Below are 26,981 nucleotides of genomic sequence, written 5' to 3'. Positions count from 1 at the left end.
GATAGGAGCCAGCCGCCAATCGCTCGTCGCCAAGCACCGGCCGCCCGCCATCACTTCTTGCCGGAATAGATCTGCTTGTCGATCACATCGGCGAAAACGCGGTTGACGGCGGGGCGCACGACCTTCAGCGACGGGGTCAGGCACGCGTTGCCCTGCGTGAAACGCTCGGGCAGAACGGCGAACTTGCGCACCGATTCGGCGCGCGACACGGTCGCGTTCGCGCGATCGACGTACGTCTGGATCTCCGCGCGCACATCGGGCAGCGCCGCCGCGTCCGCAAGCGGCATGTCGGCGGAGAACCCCTTGGTCGGCAGCCAGGCGGCCAGCCCTTCGGGATCCAGCGTCACCAGCGCGCCGATGAACGGGCGCCCGTCGCCGACCACCACGGCATGCTCGACGATCGGGCATTCGGCGATCTCCTGCTCCAGCGGGATCGGGGAGACGTTCTTGCCGCCGGCTGTGATGATGATGTCCTTCTTGCGCCCGGTGATCGTCAGTCGCCCGTCGTCGTCGATCGAGCCCAGATCGCCGGTCTTCAGCCATCCGTCGGGGGTGAAGGCCTCGGCGGTCTTTTCGGGCAGGTTGTGGTAGCCGACGAACACGTTGTCGCCGTGCACCTGCACCTCGCCGTCGTCGGCGATGCGGATCGAGCCGCCCGGCGCGGGCTGGCCGACGGTGCCGATCCTGTTGTCGTGGATGCGGGTGACGGTGAACGGCGCGGCGGTTTCGGTCATGCCGTAGCCCTGGATCATCGGCAGGCCGATGCCGGCGTAGAAGTGCGCGAGATCCTCGGCCAGCGGCGCGCCGCCGCACGCCACGTACTTGATGTTCGGGCCGAGCGCGCCGCGCACCGTGCGGTACACCAGCGTCTCGAAGGTCGCGCGTTCCGCGAGCTGCTTGGGGGAGTGCGCCACGCCGTTCTGCTCGTCGCGCGACCACTGGCGCGCCGCCGCCACGGCGCGGGCGAACATGCGCCCCTTGAAGCCGGTTCCCGCCTTGCGCGATGCGGCGTTGTACACCTTTTCGAACACGCGCGGCACGCCCAGCAGATACGTCGGCTTGAACGAGCGCAGGTCGGGCAGCAGCGACTTGGTGTCGGGCAGGTAGCCGATCACGCCGTTGTCGGAGCCGATCGAGCAGTACTGGATGTAGCGGGCGAAGCAGTGCGCGAGCGGCAGGAACAGCAGCAGGCGCGGCTCGCCCTCACACAGCATCTCCGGCAGCGCGCCATAGCCGGCGCGCACGATCCACAGGAAGTTGCGGTGCGTGAGCTCGACTCCTTTCGGCGCGCCGGTCGAACCGGACGTGTACACGATGGTCGCCAGATCGTCGGCGCGCACCGCATCGATGCGCGCCTGCAGTTCCTCGTCGGATACGGTGACGCCGAAGCCCTGCAGCGCGCCGAGCGCGTTGCCGTCCATCATGAGGATCTGCCTGAGCGCCGGGCAATGGTCCTTGACCGAGTCGAGCCGGTCGAAGCGCTCGCGGTCGTCCGCGATGGCCAGCCTGACCTCCGAATCGTTGAGGATGCGTTCGGCCTGGGCCGCGGAATCCGTGTCGTAGATCGGCACGTTCACCGCGCCGATCGCGGACAGCGCGAAATCGAGCACGCCCCATTCGTACCGGGTCGAGGAGAACAGCGTGACGGCGTCGCCCTTGCCGATGCCGAACGCGATCAGGCCCTTGGCTGCGGCGAGCACGAGTTTGTGGAATTCCCCGGTGGTGATGTCGTCCCAGCGGCCCGGGCCGAGCTTGCGCGCGGCGATGATCGTGTCCTCGCCGGCGCGCTCGATGCGATCGGTGAGCAGCGAGTACAGGGTCTCGTCATCGTTGACGACAATGGTTCCGGGAGTGGTGTATTCGGTCAGCATATCTGTGCGGTGTTCCGTTTCTGGGGATGCCCGCGTGGGCGGCCCTGTCTGGTTGTTGTCTGGATGATTCGCGACGCGCGCGGAGCGTCTCGGTGACGTTTTCTGTTGTTTCGTCAATAAACTTACGGCACCGTAGGTTGCGGCGCGTTGTGCTCTTGTACGAATCGCGGCGTTCGCATTTGTCGAGCCGTACAAACGGACGGTGCCGCGCGAGGAGGAGACGGGGCGGGCCGAGAGCGGTGCGGGTGGCGTTCCCGGAAGGGCTCAGCCATGCGGCGAAGCGCGGTTGCGGCATGTGGTAAAACGTTGCAAATCCTACGTGTAAACGATTCAACACGCGGAGGCGCGAATTGATCCACGGCGGTGCCTAATATATCGCTCTGGCCTTGACCGTTAGCGCTAACAGCTGCGATACTTGATTCCCGAGAACGACCGGAATCCGCAGGTGGCCCACACGGTTATGACGGCGCTCCCCCAAGCGCGATCAACACAATAAAACACAACAACCAAAGCAACGCGGCGTTGGCCGCACATATCGTACGAAGGTATTGCCATGAGTGATTCCGATGTGGTGCTCGAGACCGAGGACCATAACAAGCGCGGCTCGGGTCGCTATATCGTCGGCCTGGCGCTGAGCGCCGGCCTCGCCGGTCTGCTGTACGGCTACGACACCGTCAGCATCTCCGGCGCCATCGACTTCCTGCAGGACAAGTACGGCCTGTCCCCGGCGCTGCAGGGCCTGGTCATCTCGTCCATCATGATCGGCGGCGTGATCGGCGCCGGCTTCTCCGGCTTCCTGTCCGACCGGTACGGCCGCCGCAAGCTGCTCATGTTCGGCGCGGCCTTCTTCTTCGCCGCCGCGCTGTGGTCGGCGTTCACGTTCAGCCCGGTCACGCTGATCCTGGCCCGCGTGATCGGCGGCATCGGCATCGGACTGGCCGCGGCGCTCGCCGTCACCTACATCACCGAGTCCGCGCCGACCAACATCCGCGGCGCGCTGACCAGCGCCTACCAGCTGCTCACCATCAGCGGCATCTTCCTGACCAACGTCATCAACTACTTCATCGCCTCCTCCGGCGACCATGACTGGGGCATTAACATCGGCTGGCGCTGGATGCTCGGCATCGGCGCCATCCCGGCCGCCATCTTCTTCGCCGCGCTGTGGTTCAGCCCCGAATCGCCGCGATTCCTCGTGCAGAACGGCAAGGTCGAAGAGGGCTTCAAGGTGCTCGAGCGCATCAACGGCACCGAGAAGGCTCGCCACGACGTCGAGGAGATCCAGAACCAGGTCCGTGAGGAGCGCGAGGCCAACGCCCAGTTCTCCGACCTGTTCAAGCCGGGCCTGCGCAAGGCGCTGCTCATCGGCATCTTCTTGGCCGTGTTCAACCAGGCGATCGGCATGAACGCGATCAGCTACTACGGCCCGGTCATGTTCAAGGACATGGGCTTTGGCGGCAACACCGAATTCCTCGCCTCCTCGATGGTCGGCGGCATCGAGCTCGTGTTCACCGTCGTGGGCATGTACCTGATCGACACCGCGGGCCGCAAGAAGCTGATGGCCGTCGGTTCCGGCCTCATGGTGCTGTTCGCGCTCGGCATCAGCTTCGCCTACGCGAACAACTACCAGCTGCTCATGCTGATCTTCGTCATGTGCTTCACATCCGCGTTCGCGTTCTCGATGGGCCCGATCCCGTGGATCATGATCCCGGAGCTGTTCCCGACCTACCTGCGTGGCCGTGCGACCGGTATCTGCACGGTGTTCCTGTGGGCCACCAACTGGGCGATCGGCCAGTTCACCCCGGTGATGATCGATTCGATCGGCGGCATGGGCGCCTTCCTCGTGTTCGCCGGCACCAACCTGCTGTGCTTCCTTGGCGTGGTCACCTTCGTGCCCGAAACGAAGGACAAGACGCTGGAGGAGATCGCCGAGCTGTGGAAGCCGAAGTCCGATCAGTCCAACGCCCAGCTCGAAGTCGTGCGCGCCACTGCCGACCTCAAGCAGGCCGAGTCCGATATCCGCGCCGCCGAGGCCGAACTGGCCCGCGCCCGCCGTGCCAAGGAGCGCGCGATCGCCACCAAGGCCGCCGCAGAAGCGTTGGTCACCGCCCAGAAGCGGGGCAACTGAGCCGGGTTGCGCCGGACTGGGTTGGCTGAGCCGGACTGAGTCGGATTAAGTCGGCTGAGTCGGGCTCGGCCGAGCCCCGATCCGGTGCCGCCGGTCGCGGCTGCCACCCCCTACGTCACAGGCTGCATGCCAACGGACCCTCGATGAGTCCGCTGGCATGCAGCCTGTTCCATATCCGCCGGCGGCCGCAAGTCGGCGAGACGTCGACGCATCCGCTGGCATACGGCCTGTTTCGTGCCTGTTCGGGGCCGCAAGTCAGCGGGAATGCCAGGCGTGCAGACGGGTGCACTGGCGCACGGCCGGGGGTGTGGCGTTGCCCACTATCGCGGATGTTCCTCTGGCGCAACGGCGCGCCGGTTGTTAGGGTTGAGACGGTCGCGGCCTCGGCCGCATGGTACGCACACGAGGAACGCAAGGCGCGCAGACGATGCGCGCATGCAGTAGGGGTTGGAATGTTCGATAAGAGACTGTTTTCGGTGGCACCCGGCATCGGGGGGCTGATCGCCGGCAAGGTCGCCCTGTTGTGGGTGTCGCTGCTGGCCAATATCGGATTCGTGGTCACGCTGGTGGCGCTGCTGTCCGGGCTGCTCGGCGGCGCCGAACCCGTGATCACCCCGACGCGCGCGGCCCTGTACGCCGGCATATTCGTCGTCTGCGCGCTGGTGCGGTACCTGACGATCCGCGCCGCGGCCGGACTCGGCACCGAAGCGGCCGAACGCGTCAAACTCGGCCTGCGCGAACGGCTCTACCGCAAGATGCTTGCGTTCGGGCCCTCGTACGGCACCCGCGTCACCACCGCCGACGTGGTGCAGTCCGCGGGCGAGGGCATCGAACAGGTCCAGACCTTCTTCGAGCTGTTCCTGCCGCAGCTGTTCTATGCGATTCTCGCGCCGATCACCCTGTTCGCCGTCATCGCGCCGATCAACATGCCGACGGCCGTGACGCTGCTCGTCTGCGCGCCGCTGATCGTGCTCATCGTCGGCATGGTCGCGATGAGCGCCGCCCGCATGTTCAAGAAATACTGGGGCACCTACACGGATATGGGCGCCACCTTCCTCGACGACATGCAGGGGCTGGAGACCCTGAAGATCTTCGACGCCGACGAGCGCGCGGCCCGTGCCATGGATGACAAGGCCGAACGGTTCCGCATCATGACCATGCGCGTGCTGCAGATCCAGCTGCGCTCGCTCTCCGCGATGGATCTGGTCGCGTACGGCGGCACGGCCGCCGGCATCGGCGTCGCGCTCTGGCAGTATGCGACCGGCCGTCTGCAGTGGATGCCGGGCCATTCGGTGCCGCTCGGCCTCGCCGGGGTCGTGCTGATCGTGCTGTTGTCCGCCGACTTCTTCATCCCGCTGCGCCAGCTCGGATCGTATTTCCACGTCGCGATGAACGGCATGACCTCCACCAAGCGGATCTTCGCGTTGCTCGACGCGCCGGAGCCGCAGCGCGGCGACGTGGAGCTCGACACTGCGGCCGGGGCGCCAGCGGTCGCGTTCGAACGCGTGGGATATGCCTATGAGCGCCGCGCCGATGCGTCCGGGCGCTCCGACAAGTCCAGCAAATCCGGCGGTTCCGCGCGGCCCGATTCCCGCAGCGCGGCCCCGTCGGCTCCGGCGTTATCGGACATCACCTTCCTGGCCAATCCCGGCCAAGTGACCGCCATCGTCGGCGTCAGCGGTTCCGGCAAGTCGACCGCGGCCGCGCTGCTGGCCGGCACGCTCGTCGGATACACCGGATCGATCGCCCTGCTCGACGCCCGCGGCCGCCACGAATTGCGCGGTCTGACCGCGGCGTCGCTCACCCGCGCCGTCACCGTGGTCGGCGCGCGCAGCCACCTGTTCGCCGGCACGATACGCGAGAATCTGCTGCTGGCCCGTCCGGACGCCGGCGACGACGACCTGTGGGAGGCGCTGCGCCGGGCCCATATCGACGATTTCGTGCGCGAACAGTCCGAAGGCTTGGACGCCCGCATCGAATCCGGGGCGACGAACCTGTCCGGCGGGCAGCGCCAGCGGCTGGCGATCGCGCGGGCCCTGCTCCACGACAGTGCGGTATACGTGTTCGACGAGGCGACCAGCAGCGTCGACGTGGAGAGCGAATCGCTGATTCTCGCCTCGATCCGCGCGCTGGCCACGGCCGGCAAGACCGTGATCATGATCACCCATCGCATGGCCAATGCCGTCGACGCCGACATCGTCGTGGTGTTCGACCATGGCGAGGTCGTGCAGAGCGGCAAGCACGGCGGCCTCATCGGTGTCGACGGCGCATACGCGCGGCTGTTCCGCGCGCAGAGCGCGATCGAACGGGTCGGGCGGCGCTCTTCGGCCGATGACGGGGCGCAGGGGAGCGCCGCGTCGAGTGCCGTGGCGCCGATCGACGGTTCCGCCGACTCTGATGGCCCGGCCGCTCCTGCCAAACCTGCTGATCCTGCCGCTCATGACGATTCCGCCGCTCCGTCCGATGATCCGGGTGTCTCCGCGCCGCATGAGGGCGCCGTCGCGGCCGGCGCGTCCACCTCCGCCGTCATCGCGCGGCTGCTGCGCGAGGCCAGGCCGCTCGCCGGCCTGATGACCGCCGCGTCCGTCGCCGGCACGATCGGCCATCTTGCCGCCACGTTCCTGCCGGTCTTCGGCGTGATGGCCGCGTTCGCGCTGGCCGGCAGTCCGGTGTGGGGCATGGGCGCCGCACCGGCCGTGACCGTGATGGTCGTATGCGCGATACTGCGCGGCCTTATGCGCTACGTCGAACAGTATCTCAACCACAACGTCGCTTTCCGCCTGCTTGCGCTCTTCCGATCCAAGTCCTTCGCCGCGCTGCGCCGGCTCGCCCCGGCGAAGCTGGCCGGCAAGGGCAAGGGCGACCTGATCGCGCTGATCACCACCGATGTGGAGCTGCTGGAGATCTTCTTCGCGCATACCATCTCGCCGGTCGTGATCGCCGTGACCACCAGCGTGGTGTATGCCTGCCTGCTGCTGGCGCTGAGCCCGGCGCTCGCCGGACTGCTGGTCGTCGCGCATCTGGTCATCGGCGTGGTCGTGCCGCGGTTCTTCGCCACCGGCGTGCAGAACCTCGGGCCGACGATCCGCCGCCAGGCCTCCGAGCTCGACGACGTGATGCTCGACGACATGCGCGGTCTGGGGGAGATCATCGGGTTCGGGCGCGGCGAGGACCGGGTGCGCGTCATCGTCGAGCGCACCAAGTCGCTGTGGGCCGAACACGCGCGTCTGAGCCGCGTCAACGGCGGCTTCGCCGGCATCGGCACGGTGCTGGTCATGACGCTGACCATCGCGTCGGAGGCGCTCGCTGTGGCGTTGGCGGTCGTTTCGCCGTCCGACATTCCCGCATTGGTGACTGGCGTGGTGCTGATCGCCAGTTCGTTCGGTCCGACGCTGGCGTTGAGCGCGCTGCCGGCGAACCTGACGCAGACCTTCGCCTCCGCGCGGCGTTTGTTCGCACTGATGGACGAGCATCCGGCCGTCGTGGAGACCGGCACCGCGGCGCCGCCATACCGCGGTATGGCGCTCGACCATGTGACGTTCGCCTACGGGGACGATGATCCGGTGTTGGGCGACCTGACGCTCGACGTGCCCCGTTCCGGCATCCTCGGCGTGCAGGGGCCGTCCGGCCGCGGCAAGTCCACGGTGCTGAAGTTGCTGATGCGCTACTGGGATCCGCAGCGCGGCGCCGTGCTGTTCTCCGGCGAGCCGCTGCCCGGCGTCGACGCGCATCACCGCCGCCGCGTGCAGACGATGATGAGCCAGGAGACCGCCCTGTTCGACGGCACGATACGCGAGAATCTGATGATCGCGCTGCCTGCGGAATCCGCCGCCGCGACCGGTTCCGACGCCGATGCGCTGCTGCGCGAGGCGTGCCGCAAGGCGTCGGTGCTGGATCTGATCGATACGCTGCCGGACGGCCTGGATACGCAGGTAGGGGAGCTTGGCGACCGGCTATCCGAGGGAGAGCGCCAGCGAATCGGCTTGGCGCGCGTCTTCCTGCGCAATGCGGATCTGGTGCTGTTCGACGAACCGACCAGTCGTCTTGACGCGTTGAACGAGGCCGTGATCCTTCAGTCGATCAACGCGTTGGCCGACGAGCGCGATGCCGCCATCGTGCTCGTGTCCCATCGCGCGTCCACCATGCGCATCGCCGATCGCGTGCTGCGCATGTAGGCGTGCCGGATGTGGGCGGATGGCGTGCGTCTCGCCATCCACGCACCGACAACTCGGGGGTTTGAGGCATAAATGTGCTTCAAACCCCCGAGTTGTCGGTGCGCTGCTTCCGAGACCATGCCGGTATGTCGCCGGAACCGGCCCGTACGGACCGGCGGTAATCGAGGCGTTGGATGCGGCCTCGGCCAAGACAGGCGATCCACGGCGTGTTCCCCGTTTTTTCAAGCGACCGAGCGTTGTGGTCCCCACCGATTTGACATGCTGGTACACGGGTGTATCAAAGAAAACACCCCCAAAAAACAAAAACAAACAGTCAGAGGAGAGCGTCGCGGTACGGACCCCGCCCAATGTCGCAGTTGGTTTCCGTAGCGCGCAGCAAGCCCGCCGATGGCTCGGGAGGAGACAACATGCGTAACACCAAGAAGGTCATCGCGGCAACGGCTGCCGTAGCAACGCTCGTCGGGCTTGCGGCCTGCGGCAGCGGCAGCGGCGACAACGCCGACAACAGCGCCAATAAGGGCGATGCCGAGAACGCCAACATCACCGTCTGGGGCTGGGGCTCGGGCGATTCCACGCAGCAGCTTGTCGATGCTTTCGAGAAGGCCAATCCCGGGATCAAGGTCAAGTTCAACAACACCGCACCGCCGAGAAGACATCCACCGCGCTGACCAATGCGATCGCGGCCGGCAACGGCGCTCCCGACGCCGTGATGCTCGAGGATCCGACCGTCACCCAGTTCGCCGTCACCGGTGATGTGATCGATCTGAGCGCGTATGGCGCCGATGATCTCTCCGACGACTTCACTGCCGGCCCGTGGAACAAGCTGTAGTACAACGGCAAGCCGTATGCACTGCCGATCGACGCGGGCCCCGAGATGTTCTTCTACAACAAGGCGGTGTTCGACAAGGCCGGCGTCGACGGCGAGTCCATCAAGACCTGGGACGACTATTACGAGGCGGCCAAAAAGATCCGTGCCACCGGATCCTACATCACCAACATCGCCGGTACGTCGAGCGACTACCAGCCCTTCACCGCGCAGATCTGGCAGGCCGGCGCCAAGCCGTGGACCGTCGATGGCGAGAAGATCACCATCAATATGAAGGATGAGGGCATGCAGCGCTACATCAAGTTCGTGCAGAAGCTCATCGACGAGGATCTGATCGACACCAAGACCCAGAACTGGTCCGATGACTGGAACCGCGAGCTCAATGACGGCACCCTCGCCTCGCTGACCATCGGTGCGTGGATGCCGATCAACCTGATGACCGGTGCTCCGGACCAGGCCGGCAACTGGCGCGTGGCCATGCTGCCGCAGTGGAACGAGGGCGATGAGGTGTCCGCCGAGGACGGCGGTTCCGCATGGACCATCACCAAGCAGAGCAAGAACCAGGATGCCGCCTGGAAGTGGATCGAGTTCGTCACCCACGGCGACGGCGCGCAGCTGTCCGCCGACACCGGTGCGTTCTCGGCCCTCAAGTCGATCCTGAATTCCGATTCCTTCACCGATCCGACCACCGAGGCCAACAAGAAGACCAACGACTACTTCGGCGGCCAGAACGTGAACAAGATCCTCGCCGAGGCCGCCCAGCGTCCCACCGAGAAGTTCCAGTACCTGCCGTACAACCCCTTCGCGCAGACCGCGTACGGCGATGAGGTGTCCAAGGCCTACACCAAGGAGATCACCCTCGAAAAGGCCATCGAGAACTACGCCAAGAAACTGGCCGATCAGGGCGAGCAGCAGGGCTACACTGTCACGCTCAAGTAACAGGTAATCCTCGGCCTTCCGCCGAGGTCCCTTGCCGCAGCCAGCAACCCAGTAGGAGCGGGGATGCCCCGGTATCCCCGCTCCTGCCATGCCCGGGCTCGGCGGCTCCCAATCATCCACAAGCATCGGCAAGAAAGCAGTGATCATGTCTGAACCAACAGTGTCCGCTGCCGCCGTGGCGTCGCCGGGCACGCAGTCCGAGATGGCGAACCAGCATTCGGCGACGGTCAGAATCAACAAGCACAAAGCCGACTGGCGCGGCTGGAAGTTCATGTGGCCGTTCGCGGTGGTGTTCGTCTTCGTGTTCATCATCCCGATCGTCTACGCCATCTACATCAGCTTCTTCCAGAAGAAGATGATCGGCGGCAACCAGTTCGTCGGATTCGCGAACTATCTGCGCCTCTTCGGCGACGGGCAGTTCTGGAGCTCGGTCGGGCGCGTCGCGGCCTTCACGGTGGTGCAGGTGCCGATCATGCTGTTCCTGGCCGCGGCGATGGCGTTGGCCTTGGATTCCATGAAGCTGCACGGCACGAAGTTCTTCCGTATCGGCACGTTTTTGCCGTATGCGGTGCCCGCCGTGGTCTCGACGATGATCTGGGGCTTCGTGTACGGCGCGAAATACGGATTGGTCGGCTCGCTCAACGACCTGCTGGGCACGCATATCGACGTGCTGGACCCGAGCGTGCTGCTGGTGTCGATCGGCAATATCAACACATGGGAGTTCACGGGCTACAACATGCTGATCTTCTATTCCTCCCTGTCGACGATCCCGCATTCCCTGTACGAGGCCGCGAGCATTGACGGCGCGTCGGAGTGGCAGATCGTCAAGCGCATCAAACTGCCGGAACTCAAGGGCAGCTTGGCGATCACGGTGATCTTCTCGATCATCGGTTCGTTCCAGTTGTTCAACGAGCCTTCGATTCTGCAGAACATGGTGCCGGGCAACGCGATCACGACGTACTACACCCCGAACATGTACGCATACAACCTGAGTTTCACCGGCAACCAGTCGAATTACGCGGCGGCGTTGGCGATCGTGATGGCCGTGATCACCATGGTGATCGCCTACGTCGTCCAGCTGCGCAGCATGAAGGAGCAGATGAAGTGAGTGCCGTAACGACTTCCCATACCGCAACCGACGCCGTCGATCTCAAGGCGCGTGAAAAGGCCGCGAAGCAGGCCGAAAAGGAACGCCAGAAGCGCATCGCCGCCGACGAGAAGGCCGAGCGCAAACGTGCGGCGAAGACCGGATTCTCCAATCCGGCGAACCCGACCCGGTCCATCGTGATGACCGTGGTGTGCGCGATCTTCGCGGTCTACTGCCTGTTCCCGTTCGTTTACCTGCTGATCAACGCCACCAAGACGCAGGCCGACTTCACCTCGACCTTCGGACTCGGTTTCGGCAAGACCTTCGCCCTGTGGGACAATCTGGTCACCGTGTTCACCTATCAGGGCGGGATCTTCGGCCGCTGGTTCATCAACACGATCCTCTACGTGGTGGCCGGCGCCGGTGGAGCCACCCTGCTGGCGATCATGGGCGGCTATGCGCTGGCCAAGTTCCGCTTCCCGGGCGCAAACTGTGCTTCGCGATCATCATCGGCGCGATTTCGGTGCCCGGCATCGCGTTGGCGGTTCCGCAGTTCCTGCTGTTCGCCAAGCTGAACCTGACGAACACGCCGTGGTCGATGATCATCCCCTCGCTGGTGTCGACCTTCGGCCTGTATCTGATGTGGATCTTCTCCGACCAGGCCGTGCCCGACGAGCTGCTGGAAGCCGCCCGCGTGGACGGCGCCGGCGAGTTCCGCACCTTCTTCCAGATCTCGCTGCCGCTGCTGGCGCCGGGTATCGTGACAACGGCCCTGTTCGCGATCGTGGCGACGTGGAACAACTACTTCCTGCCACTCATCATGCTCAAGGATTCCAATTGGTACCCGCTGACGATCGGCTTGAACCAGTGGAAGGACCAGGCGTCCACCGCCGGTGGCCAGGCGGTCCAGAACCTGGTGATCACGGGTTCGTTGATCACGATCATCACCGTTGGAGATCGCGTTCCTGTGCCTGCAGAAGTACTGGTAGTCCGGCCTGGCCACCGGCGCCGTCAAGGAATAACCGCCGGGACGCCACCGGCGTAGAGAGAGGTTGGGCGACACCCTGCTTCTCGGACGGTTTCTACGCTGGGAGCCCCGTCAGCGTAGAGAATGGTTGGGTAACAGGTTGGTTCTCGGACATTTTCTACGCGGAGAGGTTATCTGGCGTAGAAACCGGTTGGGTAACAACTTAGTTCTCGGACATTTTCTACGGTGAAAGGCTGTTTGGCGTAGAGAACGTTTGGGTAACAACTCGCTTCTCGGACACTTTTTACGCGGGAAGCTCGTTCAGCGTAGAAACCGGTTGGGTAACAATCCGGTTCTCGGACGTTTTCTACGCTGCAGGACTCTACGGCGTCGGAGATGCGCAGCAAAATAGATGCCATCATATATCACAAGGAGTATCCCATGTCGTTGTCACAGACCAAAGCGCTCGGTCGGGCCGCCGACGCGGCGCGCAGACCCTTCCGGTGGCCTGCCCTGCTGGCGCCGGATGGGCACGGCATCGCCTACGGCGGCGACTACAACCCTGATCAATGGCCCGAATCCGTCTGGGACGACGACATTCGCCTGATGACCAAGGCCGGCGTCAACACGGTCGCCCTGGCGATCTTCAGCTGGGACAGGATCCAGCCGGCCGAGGACGAATGGGACTTCGACTGGCTGGACCGCATCATCGGCAAGCTCGGCGCGGCCGGCATCGCCGTCGATCTCGCCTCCGCGACCGCGGCCGCGCCCCTGTGGCTGTATCCGGCGCATCCTGAGGTGTTGCCGATCGACCGGTACGGCCATACGATCAACCCCGGTTCGCGCCAGTCGTGGAGCCCGACCAGCCCCGTGTTCAAGGACTACGCGCTGGAGATGTGCCGCCGCCTCGCCGAGCGGTACGGCGACAGCCCGGCCGTCACCGCGTGGCATGTCGGCAACGAGTACGGCTGGAACAACCGGTACGACTACTCGGACAACACTCTGCGCGCGTTCCGGCGCTGGTGCGAACGGGAGTACGGCACGGTAGGCGCGCTCAACGAGGCGTGGGGCACCGCCTTCTGGTCGCAGGCGGTCACCAGCTTCGACCAGGTGATCATCCCGCGCCATATGGGCGGCGACGCGATGGTCAACCCGTCGCAGCAGCTCGATTTAGAGCGTTTCGGCTCCGAATGCCTCAAGGAGTTCTACAAGGCCGAACGCGACGCGATCACCGAGATCTGCCCGGATAAGCCGATCACCACGAACTTCATGGTCTCCACCGATCAGTGCACGATGGACTACGCCGACTGGAGCGACGACGTGGATTTCGTCTCCAACGACCACTACTTCCATGAGGGCGAGTCGCATCTCGACGAGCTGGCCTGCTCCGACGCGCTGATGAACGGTCTGGCGCTGGGCAAGCCGTGGTATCTGATGGAGCATTCCACCTCGGCGGTGCAGTGGAAGCCTCTCAACTCGCGCAAGCGCGGCGGCGAACTCGTGCGCGACGCCCTCGCCCATGTGGCGTTGGGCGCCGATGCGATCAATTTCTTCCAGTGGCGGCAGTCGCGATCCGGTGCCGAATGCTTCCACTCCGCGATGTTGCCGCATGCGGGGGAGGATTCGAAGGTCTTCCGCGAGACCTGCGAGCTGGGCGGCCTGCTGCGCCGTCTGTCCGCAGCCGGGCTGCAGGGGGCCGCGTTGCGTCCCTCGCGCACCGCCATCCTATTCGACGCCGACTGCGAGTGGATGACCCGCAGCGAGACGTTGCCGAGCATGAAGCTGAGCCACTGGCACGACGTGCGCGACTGGTACCGCGCGTTCCTCGACGCGTCCGCGCGAGCTGACGTGGTGCCGCTGCGCGCCGATTGGTCGGACTACGACACCGTCGTGCTGCCGACCATGTTCATTCTGTCCGAGTCCGACGCCGGGCGCGTCAGGGCGTTTGCGCGGTCGGGCGGCCGCGTGATCGTGGGGTACGCCACCGGCATCGCCGACGAGCACACGCACGTGGCCTTGGGCGGGTACCCGGGCATGCTGCGCGACATGCTCGGCGTGCGCGGCGAGGAATTCAACATCCTGAGCGGTGCGGACGACGGCGCGAGTACCGCTGCGGATGGCGCCGGTCTCGGCGATCCCGGGACGGTCACGCTGTCCAACGGCTCCGTCAGCCGTCTATGGGCGAATGTCGTCACATCGGTTGCGCCGGACGCGACCGTGCTCGCCACCTATGAGGGCACGGACGCCGCCGCGTGGGAGCTGGACGGCGTTCCCGCGATCGTGCGTCATCCGTACGGCGAGGGCGAGGCGTATTACATCGGATGCGATCTGGACCGCGCCGATATCGCGCGGTTCCTGCGTGACGAGTTCTCCGGCGCGCTACCGGCGGAACGGCAGAGCGCGGATGCGTCGGCAGCGCTGGTCGGACTGGAAAGCGAGAGCCACACGGACGCCAGCCTGATCCGCACCCGCCGCAGCACCGATACCGCCGATTTCGATTTCGTCATCAACCGCTCCGGTCAAACCGTGTCGGTGCCGGCCGTGGCGGGTGAGATGGTCGTCGCCTACCGCTGTGACGCCGCGGAATCGGGATCGCCGGCATACGCCCTGCGCCCCAACGGCATCCTCATCACCAAAACCGCTCACTAGCGCCCAGCCGCAAGTCCGTCGATAATTGCAGGGCGAGCTGGCCGCGATCTAATGGACGTCCGGCTCCCCTCCGGAGGGGGAGCCAAAAAGGAGCTGTCACCCCAACAGGATCCCGCACGCATTCCATTCGTAACCGCGGATGAGCCGTCGGCGAGGCTCAGGGTATGATGATGCTCTGTCCCCTCAGCGGCGAAAACGGTTGGTGAAATGTCGAAGGAGCGTGCCGTGGGCGATACCAAGGCGAGCAAAAAGCGCGTCACGCTGCGCGACGTGGCGCAGGCGGCCGGCGTGTCCCTGAAAACCGCCTCGAACGTGATCAACGGCAACGGCCGCATGACCGAGCAAACGCGGGCCAAGGTCGAGGCGGTGATCCAGCGGACCGGATACCGCGTGAACATCGCCGCGCGCAATCTGAACCGCGACCACACCGGGTTCATCACGCTCGCCGTCCCCTCGCTCACCCCGCCGTATCTGGCCGAGCTGGCCAACCGTACCATCGACGCGGCCCGTCAGCGCGGATATTCCGTCTACGTCACCACCTACGCGGAAGGGTCCGCGAAGGGGGCTCGCGACATTCTCGAGAACTTCAACTCCACGGTGTCCGATGGCATGATCCTGTCGATGAGCGAGGTCGAGGACATCACCCCCGAGGATCTGGACGTGGATTTTCCCCTGGTGGTGGTCGGCGCGCGCACCACATGGGGCGTCGCCGACCATGTGACCCCGGATGACGTGTCGGCCGCCGCGAACGCGGCCGGCTATCTGCTCGACCATGGCTCCACAGCGCTCGCCGTGGTCGGAGCCCGCGGTGCGTACGACGAGGACGCGTTGCTGCATGCGGTGGAAGGCAACGCGCAGCTGCGCCTGCGCGGCATCATCGAGGAGTGCCGGCGCCGGGGGATCGCGTTGGATCCCCGGCTGGTCGGCAACACCGATCAGGACTGGACGATCGGCTCGGGGGCGTCCGTGACGCAGCGGTTGCTGGATCAGGGGGTGCCCTTCGACGGCGTGGTGGCGCTCAACGACCAGCTGGCGATCGGATCGCTGGTCGCCTTGCGCACACACGGTTTTGACGTGCCGGGGCAGGTGCAGGTGATCGGCTTCGACAACATCGAGGAGTCCGCCTATCTGCAGATCCCGCTGACCACGATGGACTCGAGGTTGGAATGGACCGCGCCGACCGCGGTCGAGCGCATTCTGCGCCGGATCGGCGGGGAAACCGTGGAACCCGAGCTGCTGATGACCGAATCTCGCGTCATAGCCCGGTCCAGTACGCGCTGACTGCGAGTTGTCGGTGCGTGGATGCCGAAATCGGGTCGAAATAGGGCCAAAATAAGCCGAAAAATTGGGTGGCAACCGGTTTCACTACTTGTCCTCGCACCGACAACTCGACTTTTGCATGCAAAAACGTCATGCATGCTGCCCGATGTGGCGCCCTTTCATGCGATTTTGACGCGGTTGTGGTGCGACGCCGTTGTAAGTCCCATGTATGACCGATCCGTCCGATTCGTCCCCCCACCGCACAATCCCCTTGCGCGCCGCGATTTTCGGGCCAAGTAGGGACGCGTTGAGTGTTATTGTGTGTTGAGGAGAAGAAAAAGTTTCCAGGAGGTTTTGTTATGACGGAAACCAGTGATCTTGTCATTGCGGCTGCCGCGGACAGCGTTCCGAATATCGCCCTGAATGATGGCAATGCAATTCCTCAGATCGGCCTCGGACTGCTGCGCATCGATGACGATGCCGTGGCTCCGGTCGTCGAGTCGGCGCTCGCCTCCGGCTATCGCCACATCGACGGCGCCGCCGGCTACAACAACGAGGGAGGCATCGGCCGCGCCCTCACCGCGACCGGCTACAACACGGGGGAGCGGCGCGCATCCCTGTGGGTGACGACCAAACTGCGGGATTCCGAGCAGGGCTACGATTCCGCGCTCAAGGCCTTCGACCGCCAGGCCGGTCTGCTGCAGGTCGACTACGTGGACATGTACATGCTGCATTGGCCGACCCCGTTCGACTGGCGCAGCGGCGAGACTTGGAAGGCCTTCGTCAAGCTGCGCGACGAGGGGCGGGTCAAGACTCTCGGCGTGTGCAACTTCCTGCCCGAGCATCTGGAGCGTCTGCATGACGAAACCGGCGAATGGCCGGCCGTGGACCAGATCGAGCTGCACCCCACATGGCAGCAGCGCGAGGTCGTCGCGTTCTGCAAGGAACACGGCATCGCCGTCGAAGCGTATTCGCCGATGGCCCGCGGCGCCGATCTGAAGGCCGGCGACGGCACGATCGAGCGCATCGCCGCCACGCATCAGGTGACGCCGGCACAGGTGATCCTGCGCTGGCACATCGAGAACGGCACGATCATCATCCCCAAGTCCGTGCATGCCGAGCGCCAGCGGGAAAACCTCGATCTGTTCGGCTTCGCGCTCACGCTGGAGGAGCATGCCGCCATCGACGCGCTCGACGGTCCGACCCGCGCCGGGCACGACCCGATGACCTTCTCGTACGCGTGATCGCGGTGCAGGGCACGCACGCGAGAGATCGATCATGAGCAGACGCGGATATTCCGGGCGTTCCGGGAGGAGTGGCTCCTCCCGGAACGCCGGCTATTCCCGCTATTCCTCGGGAGGCCGTGCCCATTTCCGCAAGCGTCGGTTCAATGCGAGCAGCCCGCTGGAGCGCGTGCTGATCCTGCTGGTCATCGCGGTGGTGATCGGCATCAGCGTCGGCATCGGACTGCCCAAAGTCAGCCCGGACGTCGGCAAACTGACCGGCGAGTACGCGGCGAGCGGCCCGGCCGCGGACGCGCTGAACCGGCTGACGGTCAATGACAGCCCGGTCACGACCGGCTACGACCGCGATCTGTTCGGTTATCGCAAAACTGATGATGACGGCAACGGCTGCGACGCGCGCGACGATGTGCTCGCCCGCGACATGACGGATGTGACCTATACCCATGCGGGCGGATGCACGGTGAAAACCGGCGTGCTCGACGACCCGTACACCGGCGAGACCATTCACTTCGTACGCGGGCAGAAAACCAGCAGCGCCGTGCAGATCGACCATGTGGTGGCGTTGGAGAACGCCTGGCAGTCCGGTGCCAGTATGTGGGACAGCGCCAAGCGGTACCGGTACGGCAATGACATGTACAACCTGCTCGCCGTGGATGGCACGGCCAACCAGGGAAAGGGGTCGTCGTCGGCCGCGTACTGGCTGCCCACGAACGGCGCCTTCCGCTGCGACTACGTGGCCCGCCAGATCGGTGTGAAGGCCAAGTACGAGCTGAGCGTCACCACCGCGGAGAAACGGGCTATGCTCTCCGTGCTGCGGTCCTGCCCCAGCGAACAGCTGCCCTGACATGGGGTGATTTCGTGTAGCCGCCCCACCCGTGTCCGCGGATATTCGCGCGACGGGCGGCGGACACGCCGCAAATGGTGAACGGGGTATTGCGTCTCGTCATAAAGGTGGCGTATAACTCTGAGCGGTTGTACAGATGGTTGGGAGAGGTTGCACCGCAATATGAGCGTTGAGACAGGTCAGACGGACGCGACAAGCACGACGGATACGACGGATACCGGGTCGGTCGATCGGGCGGAGGCCTTTGAGAACAGGGAAAGGCCCGTCAGCGAGTTGGACATCGAGCGTGATCGGGCGGCTCACGAGGGAGGCAAGGCCAAGCACCCGCATGCGCTCGCCAGCATTCTCGGACCGGCGTTCGTGGCTGCGGTGGCGTATGTGGATCCGGGCAACGTGGCGGCCAATATCACGTCAGGCGCGCGCTACGGATATCTGCTGGTGTGGGTGCTGGTGCTCGCCAATGCGATGAGCGTGCTCATCCAATACCAATCCGCCAAACTGGGCATCGTGACTAACAAATCGCTGCCGGAGCTGCTGGGCAGCCGCATGAGCGACGCCGGGCGGTTCATGTTCTTCATGCAGGCTGAGGTCATCGCCATCGCCACCGATCTGGCCGAGGTGATCGGCGGCGCCATCGCGCTGAACCTGCTGTTCGGGCTGCCGCTGTTCATCGGCGGTCTGATCATCGGGGCGGTGTCCACGGTGGTGCTGTGGTTCCAGGGCGAGACGCAGACCATGTTCGAGCGCATCATCATCGTGATGCTGCTGGTCATCACCTTCGGGTTCATCGCCGGCCTGTTCGTGGCGCCGCCCGATCTGGGCGAGGTGGCCGGCGGACTGGTTCCGCGGTTCGAGGGCACGGATTCGGTGCTGATGGCCGCCTCGATCCTGGGCGCCACGGTGATGCCGCACGCGATCTACCTGCATTCCACGCTGGTCAACGACCACTACGAGGGCGGCGTGAAGCCGACGATCAAGCGCCAGCTCAAAGGATCCAAGATCGATGTGGCCTGGGCGCTGCTGCTGGCCGGCACCGTGAACTTGGCGATGCTCGTGCTCGCCGCCAACTCGCTGCACGGCATGACCGGCACGGATTCCATCGACGGCGCGCAGCGCGCGATTTCGCAGGTACTTGGCCCCGTGATCGGCACGATCTTCTCCATCGGTTTGCTGGCGTCGTCCCTGAGCTCCACCTCGGTCGGCACGTATGCCGGCTCGGAGATCATGCACGGACTGCTGCGCATCAAGGCCCCGATGTGGGCGTGCCGCGTGGTGACCCTGGTACCGGCGCTGATCGTGCTGTGGTTCGCCAAGGATCCGACCGAGGCGCTGGTGATCGGCCAGGTGGTGCTGTCGATCGGCATCCCGTTCGCCGTGATCCCGCTGATGCGGTACACGCATGACAAGCAGCTGATGGGGGAGTACGTGGACGGCACGTTCAAGCATGTGCTGTTCCTGATCGTGGTGGCGCTGATCATCGCGCTCAACGTGCTGCTGGTCTTCCTGACGCTTACCGGCCGGGCGTAGGTGGGCATGGCCGGACGTAGCCGGACGAAGGGGTGCGGCCGGCGCGGGAGATTCGGTACGCTTGGGGTTTCTGGCGTATGGGGTTTCTTTTGCGCGGATTGCGTGTACGCGGAGCGCCAGCGTGGTGTTGCTTCTTGTCTCTAGTATCCCGCACCGTTCATTCGTTGAGTAATTCTGGCTCACCTCTCTGAGGGGAGCTGTCGGCGCAGCCGACTGAGGGGAGAATGCGCGAATCGGCTTAATACCAGGTGTTCGTGGTAATGCTCTCCTCAGTCCGCTTCGCGGCCAGCTCGTCCGCAATCAAGGACGGCCTTACGGCCGCAGTCTTATCCGCTCACTGTCGTTCGTCTTCGCCTACAAACAGCTCCGCTGTTTGCTTCACGGCTCAGCCTCCAAGAGGGGAGCCAAATATAGTGCACAAACTTACGACGCAGGATACTAGATGCTTTGCTCCGCTGAGGAGGGTGCCAGCGAGGCGGTTCGTTTAGAGGATGATGGACTTGCCGTGGCGGATTGCGGTGTGCGCGGTGGTGCTTCTATAGAGTCGGTGTTTTGCCCCGTTGAGGAGCTTCTCCGCGGGGCGCTGTTGCTATAGGAGCGGGGCGCTGTTGCTATAGGATATTGGATCCACGTCTAAAGGAGCGGCGGGGCATGATGTCCAGCCTCTGGGCGGTTTAGCGCGCTGGGAATGCCGTCAGTGGGGTGAACCGTCCAGAGGATGTTCGTTCTACCACATCTCGGAGAGATAGTGTGCCGTTGCTTCTAACCTCTCGAAGGTTTGCACTGAGGAGAGCGTTGTCAGCGGGGTGATGCGCTTAAAGGATAATGGGCTTGCCGCGATAGAACACGGTGGGCAAGTCAATACTCCTGAGAACAGGAGATCTGCCGCGCTAAGGAGTCTTCTCGCGAAGTGGCGTTTCTACAGGGTAGAAGATTTACCTCGCTGAAGAGACTGTCAGCGAGGCAAATCTTCGAGGCGGTAACGAATCAGCTCTACCAAGGTCAGCACTGGCATGCTCCCGCTGGCGGGAGCTGGCTCGCGAAGCGAGACTGAGGGTGGTAGCAGAACGGGGGTAATAGAACCGCCTTACTTCTCCCGAGCCGCGCGCAGACGCGCCACGGCCCGCTGCGCCACGTCGCGCGAGGATCCGGCCCCGTCGCCCTTCACACCGAAGAGCACGAGCATCAGCTGCAGGAACACCAGAAATGCACTGAACCGCAGCGTCCACTCGATGCCGAAGATGTTGGCGGGGATCCGGTTCGCCGCCCCGCCGCCGAGCGCCGCTTGGCGCAATGCGGTCAGGGTTTCCATGATGATCACCAGCACCGGTGCGCCGATGGCGCCGGCGATCTGGCGAGCCGTGTTGGTCACGGCCGATCCGGCGGAAACCTCGGAGGGCTTCAGGCAGTTGAGCGACCATGTGGTGATGGGCATCAGCACGAAGCCCATGCCGACCTGGCGCACGAACTGCCAGATGGAGATCCACCAGATCCAGGTGGTCGGACCGATCAGGCTCATCATGATCGTGCCGAACAGCAGCGTGGCCGATCCGACGATGGCGACGGGTCGGGCGCCCAAGCGGTCGAGCAGCTTGCCGCCGCAGAACTGTGAGATGCACTGACCGAAGGCGCCTGGAAGCATGATCAGGCCGCTCATCGTGGCCGAATAGCCACGATCGTCCTGGATATACAACGGCATGATGACCATGATCGAGCTGAAGGCGAAGAAGCTGAGCGCCGCGCAGATCGTGCCGACAGTGAAGCTGCGGTTCTTCAGTACGCCCAGATCGAGCAGCGGCGGCTGGGGGAGCGCCTTCACCGCGGCATTCTCAGCGACATTTTTGGCGGCGCCCCTAGCCGTATCTTCCGCTTCCGCATCCGCGGAATCGCCCGCCTGTTCCGACTCATTCGCCTGCGAAGCGCGGTACGCCGCCTTGGCCGCGTTGAACCGGCGTGCCCCATGCACCTGCCGCAGAACGAACCACACGATGCCGGCCAGGCCGATCAGCATGGCGGCCCACACCATCGGATGCGTGAACGGATACGATTCGATGTTCGTGAAGCCGAACATCAGACCACCGAAGCCGATGACCGACAGTCCGACGGAGAAGAAATCGGCGCGCGCGCTCGGGTCGTTCACGCCGAAATTACGCAGGCCGAAGATGGCGAGCAGCAGCGAAATCACGCCGATGACGGTCAGCGTCAGAAAGATGGAGCGCCAGCCGTTCGCATCGGTCTGCCAGCCGCCGATGGTCGGCCCGACCGCGGGCGCCACGCTCATGGCCATGCCGACCGTGCCCATGGCCATGCCGCGGCGGGACAACGGATAGATGGAGAACACGGTGATCTGCAGCACCGGCCACATCACGCCGGTGCCGATGGCCTCGAGCAGTCGGCCGACCAGGACGAGCAGGAAGGTGGGGCCGAGCCAGGCGAACAGTGATCCGAGCGTGAACACCATCATCGAGACGATGACGATCTGCCGCGTGGAGAACCGCCGGGTGAGGAAGGCTGTCAGCGGCACCATCACGCCCATGACCAGCTGGAAGATGGAGGTGAGCCACTGACCGGTGGTGACGGAAATGCCGAACTCCGAAACGATGGTTGGCAATGCGGCGCTCAGCTGCAGCTGGGTGAAGTTGCCCACGAAGGTGATGAAGGTGAGGATGGCGATGGAGATGAATGCGGTGCGGGTCAGATGCCCGTTGACGTATGATTCCTCGCTGGTGAGTGCCTGTGTGCGTTTCGTTGCCGTCATTCCGAGTCTAGTCATATACCACTTCTTTCCTGTACCTTAGTGCCGTAGACCGCGCCCGCATCGCGCAAGATTCACCAAAGTGACCAGAACACACTACGCCTATGGCTGTACCGAGGACTCTTGTAAGGGGAGTGTGCATGTGCTGTTACACAACAAAGAACCGGGGTGTGTTGTGCACGTTGATGCACAACACACCCCGGTTTCTCATGTATCGATCCTCCCGCTGGATGGATAGCCCGGTGGACTATCCATAGCAGTGCACGAAGTACACGTCGCATGTAACGCCAGGAGGTGGCGGATGTCGCAGCGCCGAATCATCCCTCGACAGCTCGCATCCTCCGCCCAAACGGAATCAGTACGACCCCGTCCCCTTGAACACCGCGGCGACGGTCTTGAACAGAATCGCGATGTCGCCGGTGATGGACCAGTTCTGGATGTAGGAGACGTCGGCAAATTCGGACTGCTCCTGCGAGAGGTCACTACGCCCGGAGATCTGCCACGGGCCGGTGATGCCGGGCTTGACGAGCAGGCGGGTGGAGTAGAGCGACGAGTACTGGTCCACTTCGTACTGGCGCTGTGGGCGGGGGCCGACCATCGACATATCGCCCTTGAAGACGTTGAAGAACTGGGGGATCTCGTCAATCGAGGTCTTGCGGATGAAATGCCCGATCTTTGTGACGCGCGGGTCTTCCTTGAGCTTGAACGTGGTGCCGAGCTCCACGCCGGCCTGGGCCGCCACGGCGGCATCCATCTTGTCGGCGTCGATACGCATGGAACGGAACTTGTACATGGTGAACGGGCGGCCATACATGCCGATGCGCGACTGGGAGTACAGCGCGGGACCGCCGTCCTCCTTGTGCACCTTGTACGCGGCCCACAGCATGAGCGGCGAGCTGAGCACGATCGCGATGGAGGAAAGCACGATGTCGCACACGCGCTTGAGGATGCGTGTAAAGGTGGAGTACTGGGTAAGCTGCGCGGTGAGCACCGGCATCAGCGGATCGTTGCGCAGATGTAGGGTAGCGCCGCTGATATCGGCGACGGACGCGGTGGTGGCCAGCTCGATGCCCATGGATTCGACAGCAAGTGACAGGGTGCGCGTCGTTTCGGAGTCGCGGGTCAGCACGTCCGCGATCAGCACGGTGCGGGCGTTGAGCCGCTTGGCGGTCAGGGGCAGGTGGGAGTTGAGGGCCAGTACCTTGAGCTTCGCCTCGTCGTCATTGGCCGGAGTGAATGGCACCGAAACCAGATACTGGGCTTCGGTCGGATCATCCTCGTTGCGTACGGAAGCGACCGGGCACACGGCGATGGGCGCGTATCCGAGGCTGGTGCTTTCCCTCAACTGCCGCAGGATCTTGTGGATACCCTCGGGAGAGCCGATCACGATGGTTGGGTAGTTGAACTCTCCCTTGCGGCGGTTGCGGTGAAGCGCCCGTCGCATGAGCCAGCGCTCAACGAGCACCAGCACGAGCGACACGATGGGAATGCAGATGTTCAGCGAGCGGGGAATGCTGAGATGGAACAGGTATCCCAGCGTGCACAGCATGATGAAGTCGACGAAGGCCGCGTTGAGCAGCTTGGAGTACAGAGAGTAGCCCTCGCCCATCGTGTGGCGTTCGTAGGTGTGCGTGCAGCACAGGCTGATGATCCATGACACGCAGACCAGCGCGAGCAGTGCCGTGACCCCTTGATTGTCCGGAGCCATGTTCATGACTGCCTGACGCTGTGCCGGCAACAACGCGAACATGATGCCGGTGGCGATCAGCGTCATCAGCAGATCGAGTACCACCAGGGTGGCGTTGTATATGTAACGCCAGCGCGGAATAGAGTAGTCGAAAAGAGGCGGTTTCGTCTCGGATTCGCTGTGCAGCAGGGTACCGTCGTTGCTCAAGGAAAAGTATGATCCGTCAAAGAACGTTGGCGCGGCAGACTGTCCTTCGTTTTGGCTGTTCAACTTAATTGCCTTCCCCCCCCCTCTATTGTTTTTAGAGGGACTTCTCTTTCGTATCGCACGAAACGCGTTACACGTAACATGAAACACGCTCACTCTACCCGATGGTGAGTATAACGTAAAGAAGTCTGACCATTATATTTCATTATGTTCTACAGTGGTAATCCGCTGTTCACTTTTGAATTTTTCTACTCTATCGTGTGCGCATTGGTTGGGGGTGGTTCGAAGCATACCCCCGCTCTGTGTTCCGGACCATCGAATAGGATGTTTCCACGAGCGAGGGTAGGATGGTACCTTAAACTAAGATATGGGCATGCCCACAAGGTTGTGTTCAAGGAAGTGAATGAGGACTGGCTATGCATATCATGTTCGTCTGCACGGGCAATATCTGTCGCTCGCCTATGGGCGAACTGTTGCTGACCCATTATCTTGAAGGAACCACGGTGCGTGTATCGAGCGCCGGAACGCATGGTCTGCCGATGCATCAGATCGATCCGTCCAGTGCCCGCATGATGGACAGCGTGGGCATCGAGTCGAGTGGATTCCGCTCGCGGCGCCTGACCAGCCAAATGGCCTCGGACGCCGATCTGATCCTGTGCTTTGAAAAGAGCCAACGCAAGGATATCGTGACGTTGGCTCCGACGGCGGTGCGGTACACTTTCCTGCTGCCGGATTTCGCGAATATGTGTAAGTACTGTGCAGAGAACGGCATGGTCAAGGGACTGACAATCCAGGAACGGCTGCAGTCGGTGATCGATATGTCGTCGATCATTCGCCCGATGCTGCCGGAGGCCCAGGATATCGAGGATCCGCATGGCAAGGAGTTCTCCAAGTTCCGCCTTGCCGCCGAGCAGACGAACCGAGCTTTGCTCACCATGCTCACCAGCATGCGCAAGCACTACCGGGTGCAAGAGGCGCCGGTGCGGCCGCAGATCACGCGGCAGTACGTGTCGGCGTGGTGAATTCTCCTGAGTTCAGTGGGACTCAAGCGGGGCCGGAATCTGGTTGCCGCAGGGGGAGTTTGTGATTCCGGGAAACTGGCTACGGGCATGATCCGTCGGCAATGATGAAGATCCGTTGCGAGTCGAAAATGGAACCGGGTGCTGGCCGCCCTGTGTGCCGTTGCCGGTTCATGCGCGTTCAACCGTATGTCATGGAAGGTTGAACGGCGATTGCTGCCATCCGCAGGTGTTCGGCTGATCGTACGCTTGTTCCGCAACATAGTGAATATTCAGCCGTATTGCCGGGTTGTTCACATCAATCTCACAAGTGGTACATATTCTTCTGAACCGAGTAGGTTACACTGCTCCTTATCGAGGTATCCAGCCAAAAACAGGGCAATTTGTGGGGAAAATGAACGGGATAAAGAATACCGCGCGGCATGTGCCGCCACCGTCTCCGATCATTCGAGAGCTTACGGATATGGTTTTCTACGCGGCAATTGCCATGTTGCCCATCGATGGTACCCGGATCGGCATCAGCCTGCCATACTGGACCCCTATTTCCCCGTGGTTGTTCGCACTATATGCCGTATTGAACTGGCGGTACCTACGAGATGTCCTTGGACGGTATCTCCCGTTTTTTGTATTCCCGTTTGTGTTGATTGTCGTATCCACCTATGGCTGGAGCACGATCGGCATACATCCGGTTCAGGCGTTGACCTCGTTTGTCTCCATTGTTTTGGGCCTGTGCTGTTTGGCATCGCTGGAAATCGCGATATGGAAAAAGCATTTGAGTGTGCGACGTATGGTGACGGTGCTGGTGGCGACGTATTGGTTTGCGTTTGCCACGGGGGTGATTCAATTCATCGCATTGTTGGTGAATCCAGCGTGGAAAAATGTGCAGATATACTTTGGGGAGCTTTTACTGCGACCTTATGTATGGAGCCGTCCTCAATTCTTGTTCGCAGAGCCCAGTTACATCGGAATGCACTTATTCGGTGTATTGCTGCCGACATATTGGCTGACCAAAGATAGACGGATCGGCATACTGGTACCTGTATTCGCCGTCGGTTCCTCGATTATGGGCGCGGGCACCAGAATCGTATTGGATTCACTGGTGGCGTTGTTCGTATGGCTCTTGGTCGCCGTTAATTTTAAATCGATCAAGGCTACGGCGGTCTTTTTAAGTGGACTGATAACACTTGGAACTAGTGGCATCGTCGCGTTAATAGTGAACCCGAGAATGAATTCTTTGGTTACGCATGGGCTGTTGTCCGGTGATGAGTCCATGAGTTCAAGGATCTTCCATATGCTGGCTCCGGCATGGTCCTGGAAGCATGATTTGAGTCATGTGCTGCTTGGCTGGGGTGCTGGAAATATTTCCGATGCAGTACGAACCGGGTATGCGGGAGCGAAACGCTGGTTTGACCTGCATGGTGGTAAGAGTAACAGCGAGATCGACAAACTGTCCAATCCTCCGGCGAATACTTTCACGATGAGTGCATACGTCAGTTTCATTACTGAATTCGGAGTGCTTTGTTTCCTGTGCCTTCTATTGGCAATTGTTGCGTATACCACGATTCATCATGCGTGGAACAGGATGACGGTATGCTGGTTGCTCTTGCTGGCATACCTGTTCGTGCAGTTCGAGTCCTACTCGTTCTATGCGGTGCCGTTGTTTTTGTGCTGGGCGGGAGGCGGGTCTCGGCGGGATATCGTGCCGGACCACATATGATTCGTGCACAATGGGCGACGAGGCCGCTGCTTATGGAGACAATTCATTCTCATAGAGGGATCTTGCTGAGCCGGGTTGTTTC

General features: G+C 63.0%; 13 protein-coding genes and 2 pseudogenes. 12 read left to right on the top strand and 3 right to left on the bottom strand.

Annotated features, from left to right (window positions below; all coding sequences use genetic code 11):
• Positions 1-50 precede the first annotated feature (50 nt).
• Positions 51-1,871 (bottom strand): AMP-dependent synthetase/ligase, encoded by a 1,821-nt coding sequence (locus tag BBSC_RS10480; protein ID WP_033519534.1) that lies wholly within the window; start codon positions 1,869-1,871, stop codon positions 51-53.
• Positions 1,872-2,424: 553 nt separating this feature from the next.
• Between BBSC_RS10480 and BBSC_RS10475 the strand changes: the two genes are divergently transcribed.
• From BBSC_RS10475 to BBSC_RS10430, 10 genes and pseudogenes are all read left to right on the top strand, one after another.
• Entirely contained in the window at positions 2,425-3,996 is a 1,572-nt protein-coding gene (locus BBSC_RS10475) for a sugar porter family MFS transporter (RefSeq protein WP_070098303.1), read from the top strand.
• 452 nt (positions 3,997-4,448) lie between these two features.
• Positions 4,449-8,171, top strand: coding sequence for an ABC transporter ATP-binding protein/permease (locus BBSC_RS10470; protein ID WP_033519535.1), 3,723 nt, complete (start codon positions 4,449-4,451; stop codon positions 8,169-8,171).
• 407 nt (positions 8,172-8,578) lie between these two features.
• A pseudogene (locus BBSC_RS10465) lies at positions 8,579-9,936 on the top strand (ABC transporter substrate-binding protein).
• A 202-nt stretch (positions 9,937-10,138) separates the two neighbouring features.
• Entirely contained in the window at positions 10,139-11,044 is a 906-nt protein-coding gene (locus BBSC_RS10460; RefSeq protein ID WP_046726286.1) for a carbohydrate ABC transporter permease, read from the top strand.
• Positions 11,041-12,012 (top strand): annotated as a pseudogene (locus BBSC_RS10455) (ABC transporter permease subunit). Before BBSC_RS10460 ends, BBSC_RS10455 begins: the two are co-directional and overlap by 4 nt.
• Positions 12,013-12,431: 419 nt before the next feature.
• Positions 12,432-14,639 (top strand): beta-galactosidase, encoded by a 2,208-nt coding sequence (locus BBSC_RS10450; protein ID WP_046726284.1) that lies wholly within the window; start codon positions 12,432-12,434, stop codon positions 14,637-14,639.
• Positions 14,640-14,846: 207 nt separating this feature from the next.
• A complete protein-coding gene (locus BBSC_RS10445; RefSeq protein WP_081893106.1) occupies positions 14,847-15,920 on the top strand; it encodes a LacI family DNA-binding transcriptional regulator in 1,074 nt (357 codons plus the stop codon).
• Positions 15,921-16,258: 338 nt separating this feature from the next.
• On the top strand, positions 16,259-17,143 hold the full coding sequence (locus BBSC_RS10440) for an aldo/keto reductase (protein ID WP_046726283.1): 885 nt from the start codon (positions 16,259-16,261) through the stop codon (positions 17,141-17,143).
• Between the two features lie 34 nt (positions 17,144-17,177).
• Positions 17,178-17,987: an HNH endonuclease family protein gene (locus tag BBSC_RS10435; protein ID WP_081893105.1), complete on the top strand. Its 810-nt coding sequence runs from the start codon at positions 17,178-17,180 to the stop codon at positions 17,985-17,987.
• 162 nt (positions 17,988-18,149) lie between these two features.
• On the top strand, positions 18,150-19,514 hold the full coding sequence (locus BBSC_RS10430) for an Nramp family divalent metal transporter (protein ID WP_033519540.1): 1,365 nt from the start codon (positions 18,150-18,152) through the stop codon (positions 19,512-19,514).
• 1,087 nt (positions 19,515-20,601) lie between these two features.
• On the opposite strand, the gene BBSC_RS10425 is transcribed toward BBSC_RS10430, so the two are convergent.
• Both BBSC_RS10425 and BBSC_RS10420 read right to left on the bottom strand, forming a co-directional pair.
• Positions 20,602-22,287 carry an MDR family MFS transporter gene (locus BBSC_RS10425; RefSeq protein ID WP_046726281.1) on the bottom strand — a complete coding sequence of 562 codons (1,686 nt, stop codon included), beginning with the start codon at positions 22,285-22,287 and terminating at the stop codon, positions 20,602-20,604.
• Between the two features lie 337 nt (positions 22,288-22,624).
• Entirely contained in the window at positions 22,625-24,232 is a 1,608-nt protein-coding gene (locus tag BBSC_RS10420; protein WP_046726067.1) for a sugar transferase, read from the bottom strand.
• Positions 24,233-24,579: 347 nt separating this feature from the next.
• Here BBSC_RS10420 and BBSC_RS10415 point away from each other — a divergent pair, with 347 nt between their 5' ends.
• Positions 24,580-25,185, top strand: a complete 606-nt coding sequence (locus BBSC_RS10415) for an arsenate reductase/protein-tyrosine-phosphatase family protein (protein ID WP_033519885.1) — start codon at positions 24,580-24,582, stop codon at positions 25,183-25,185.
• Between the two features lie 391 nt (positions 25,186-25,576).
• On the top strand, positions 25,577-26,899 hold the full coding sequence (locus tag BBSC_RS10410; protein ID WP_046726066.1) for a hypothetical protein: 1,323 nt from the start codon (positions 25,577-25,579) through the stop codon (positions 26,897-26,899).
• The last annotated feature ends 82 nt before the right edge of the window (positions 26,900-26,981 follow it).

This window comes from Bifidobacterium scardovii JCM 12489 = DSM 13734, from assembly GCF_001042635.1.
Lineage (GTDB): Bacteria > Actinomycetota > Actinomycetes > Actinomycetales > Bifidobacteriaceae > Bifidobacterium > Bifidobacterium scardovii.
The sequence above is the reverse complement of the archived record's forward strand: the minus strand, read 5'-3'. Positions and strand labels throughout refer to the sequence as shown.

Coding starts and splice junctions, on each gene's coding strand:
- BBSC_RS10410 (WP_046726066.1), top strand. CDS start 25,577: ATGAACGGGATAAAGAATACCGCGCGGCATGTGCCGCCACCGTCTCCG.
- BBSC_RS10475 (WP_070098303.1), top strand. CDS start 2,425: ATGAGTGATTCCGATGTGGTGCTCGAGACCGAGGACCATAACAAGCGC.
- BBSC_RS10435 (WP_081893105.1), top strand. CDS start 17,178: ATGAGCAGACGCGGATATTCCGGGCGTTCCGGGAGGAGTGGCTCCTCC.
- BBSC_RS10425 (WP_046726281.1), bottom strand. CDS start 22,287: ATGACTAGACTCGGAATGACGGCAACGAAACGCACACAGGCACTCACC.
- BBSC_RS10445 (WP_081893106.1), top strand. CDS start 14,847: ATGTCGAAGGAGCGTGCCGTGGGCGATACCAAGGCGAGCAAAAAGCGC.
- BBSC_RS10480 (WP_033519534.1), bottom strand. CDS start 1,871: ATGCTGACCGAATACACCACTCCCGGAACCATTGTCGTCAACGATGAC.
- BBSC_RS10460 (WP_046726286.1), top strand. CDS start 10,139: ATGGCGAACCAGCATTCGGCGACGGTCAGAATCAACAAGCACAAAGCC.
- BBSC_RS10415 (WP_033519885.1), top strand. CDS start 24,580: ATGCATATCATGTTCGTCTGCACGGGCAATATCTGTCGCTCGCCTATG.
- BBSC_RS10430 (WP_033519540.1), top strand. CDS start 18,150: ATGAGCGTTGAGACAGGTCAGACGGACGCGACAAGCACGACGGATACG.
- BBSC_RS10440 (WP_046726283.1), top strand. CDS start 16,259: ATGACGGAAACCAGTGATCTTGTCATTGCGGCTGCCGCGGACAGCGTT.
- BBSC_RS10450 (WP_046726284.1), top strand. CDS start 12,432: ATGTCGTTGTCACAGACCAAAGCGCTCGGTCGGGCCGCCGACGCGGCG.
- BBSC_RS10470 (WP_033519535.1), top strand. CDS start 4,449: ATGTTCGATAAGAGACTGTTTTCGGTGGCACCCGGCATCGGGGGGCTG.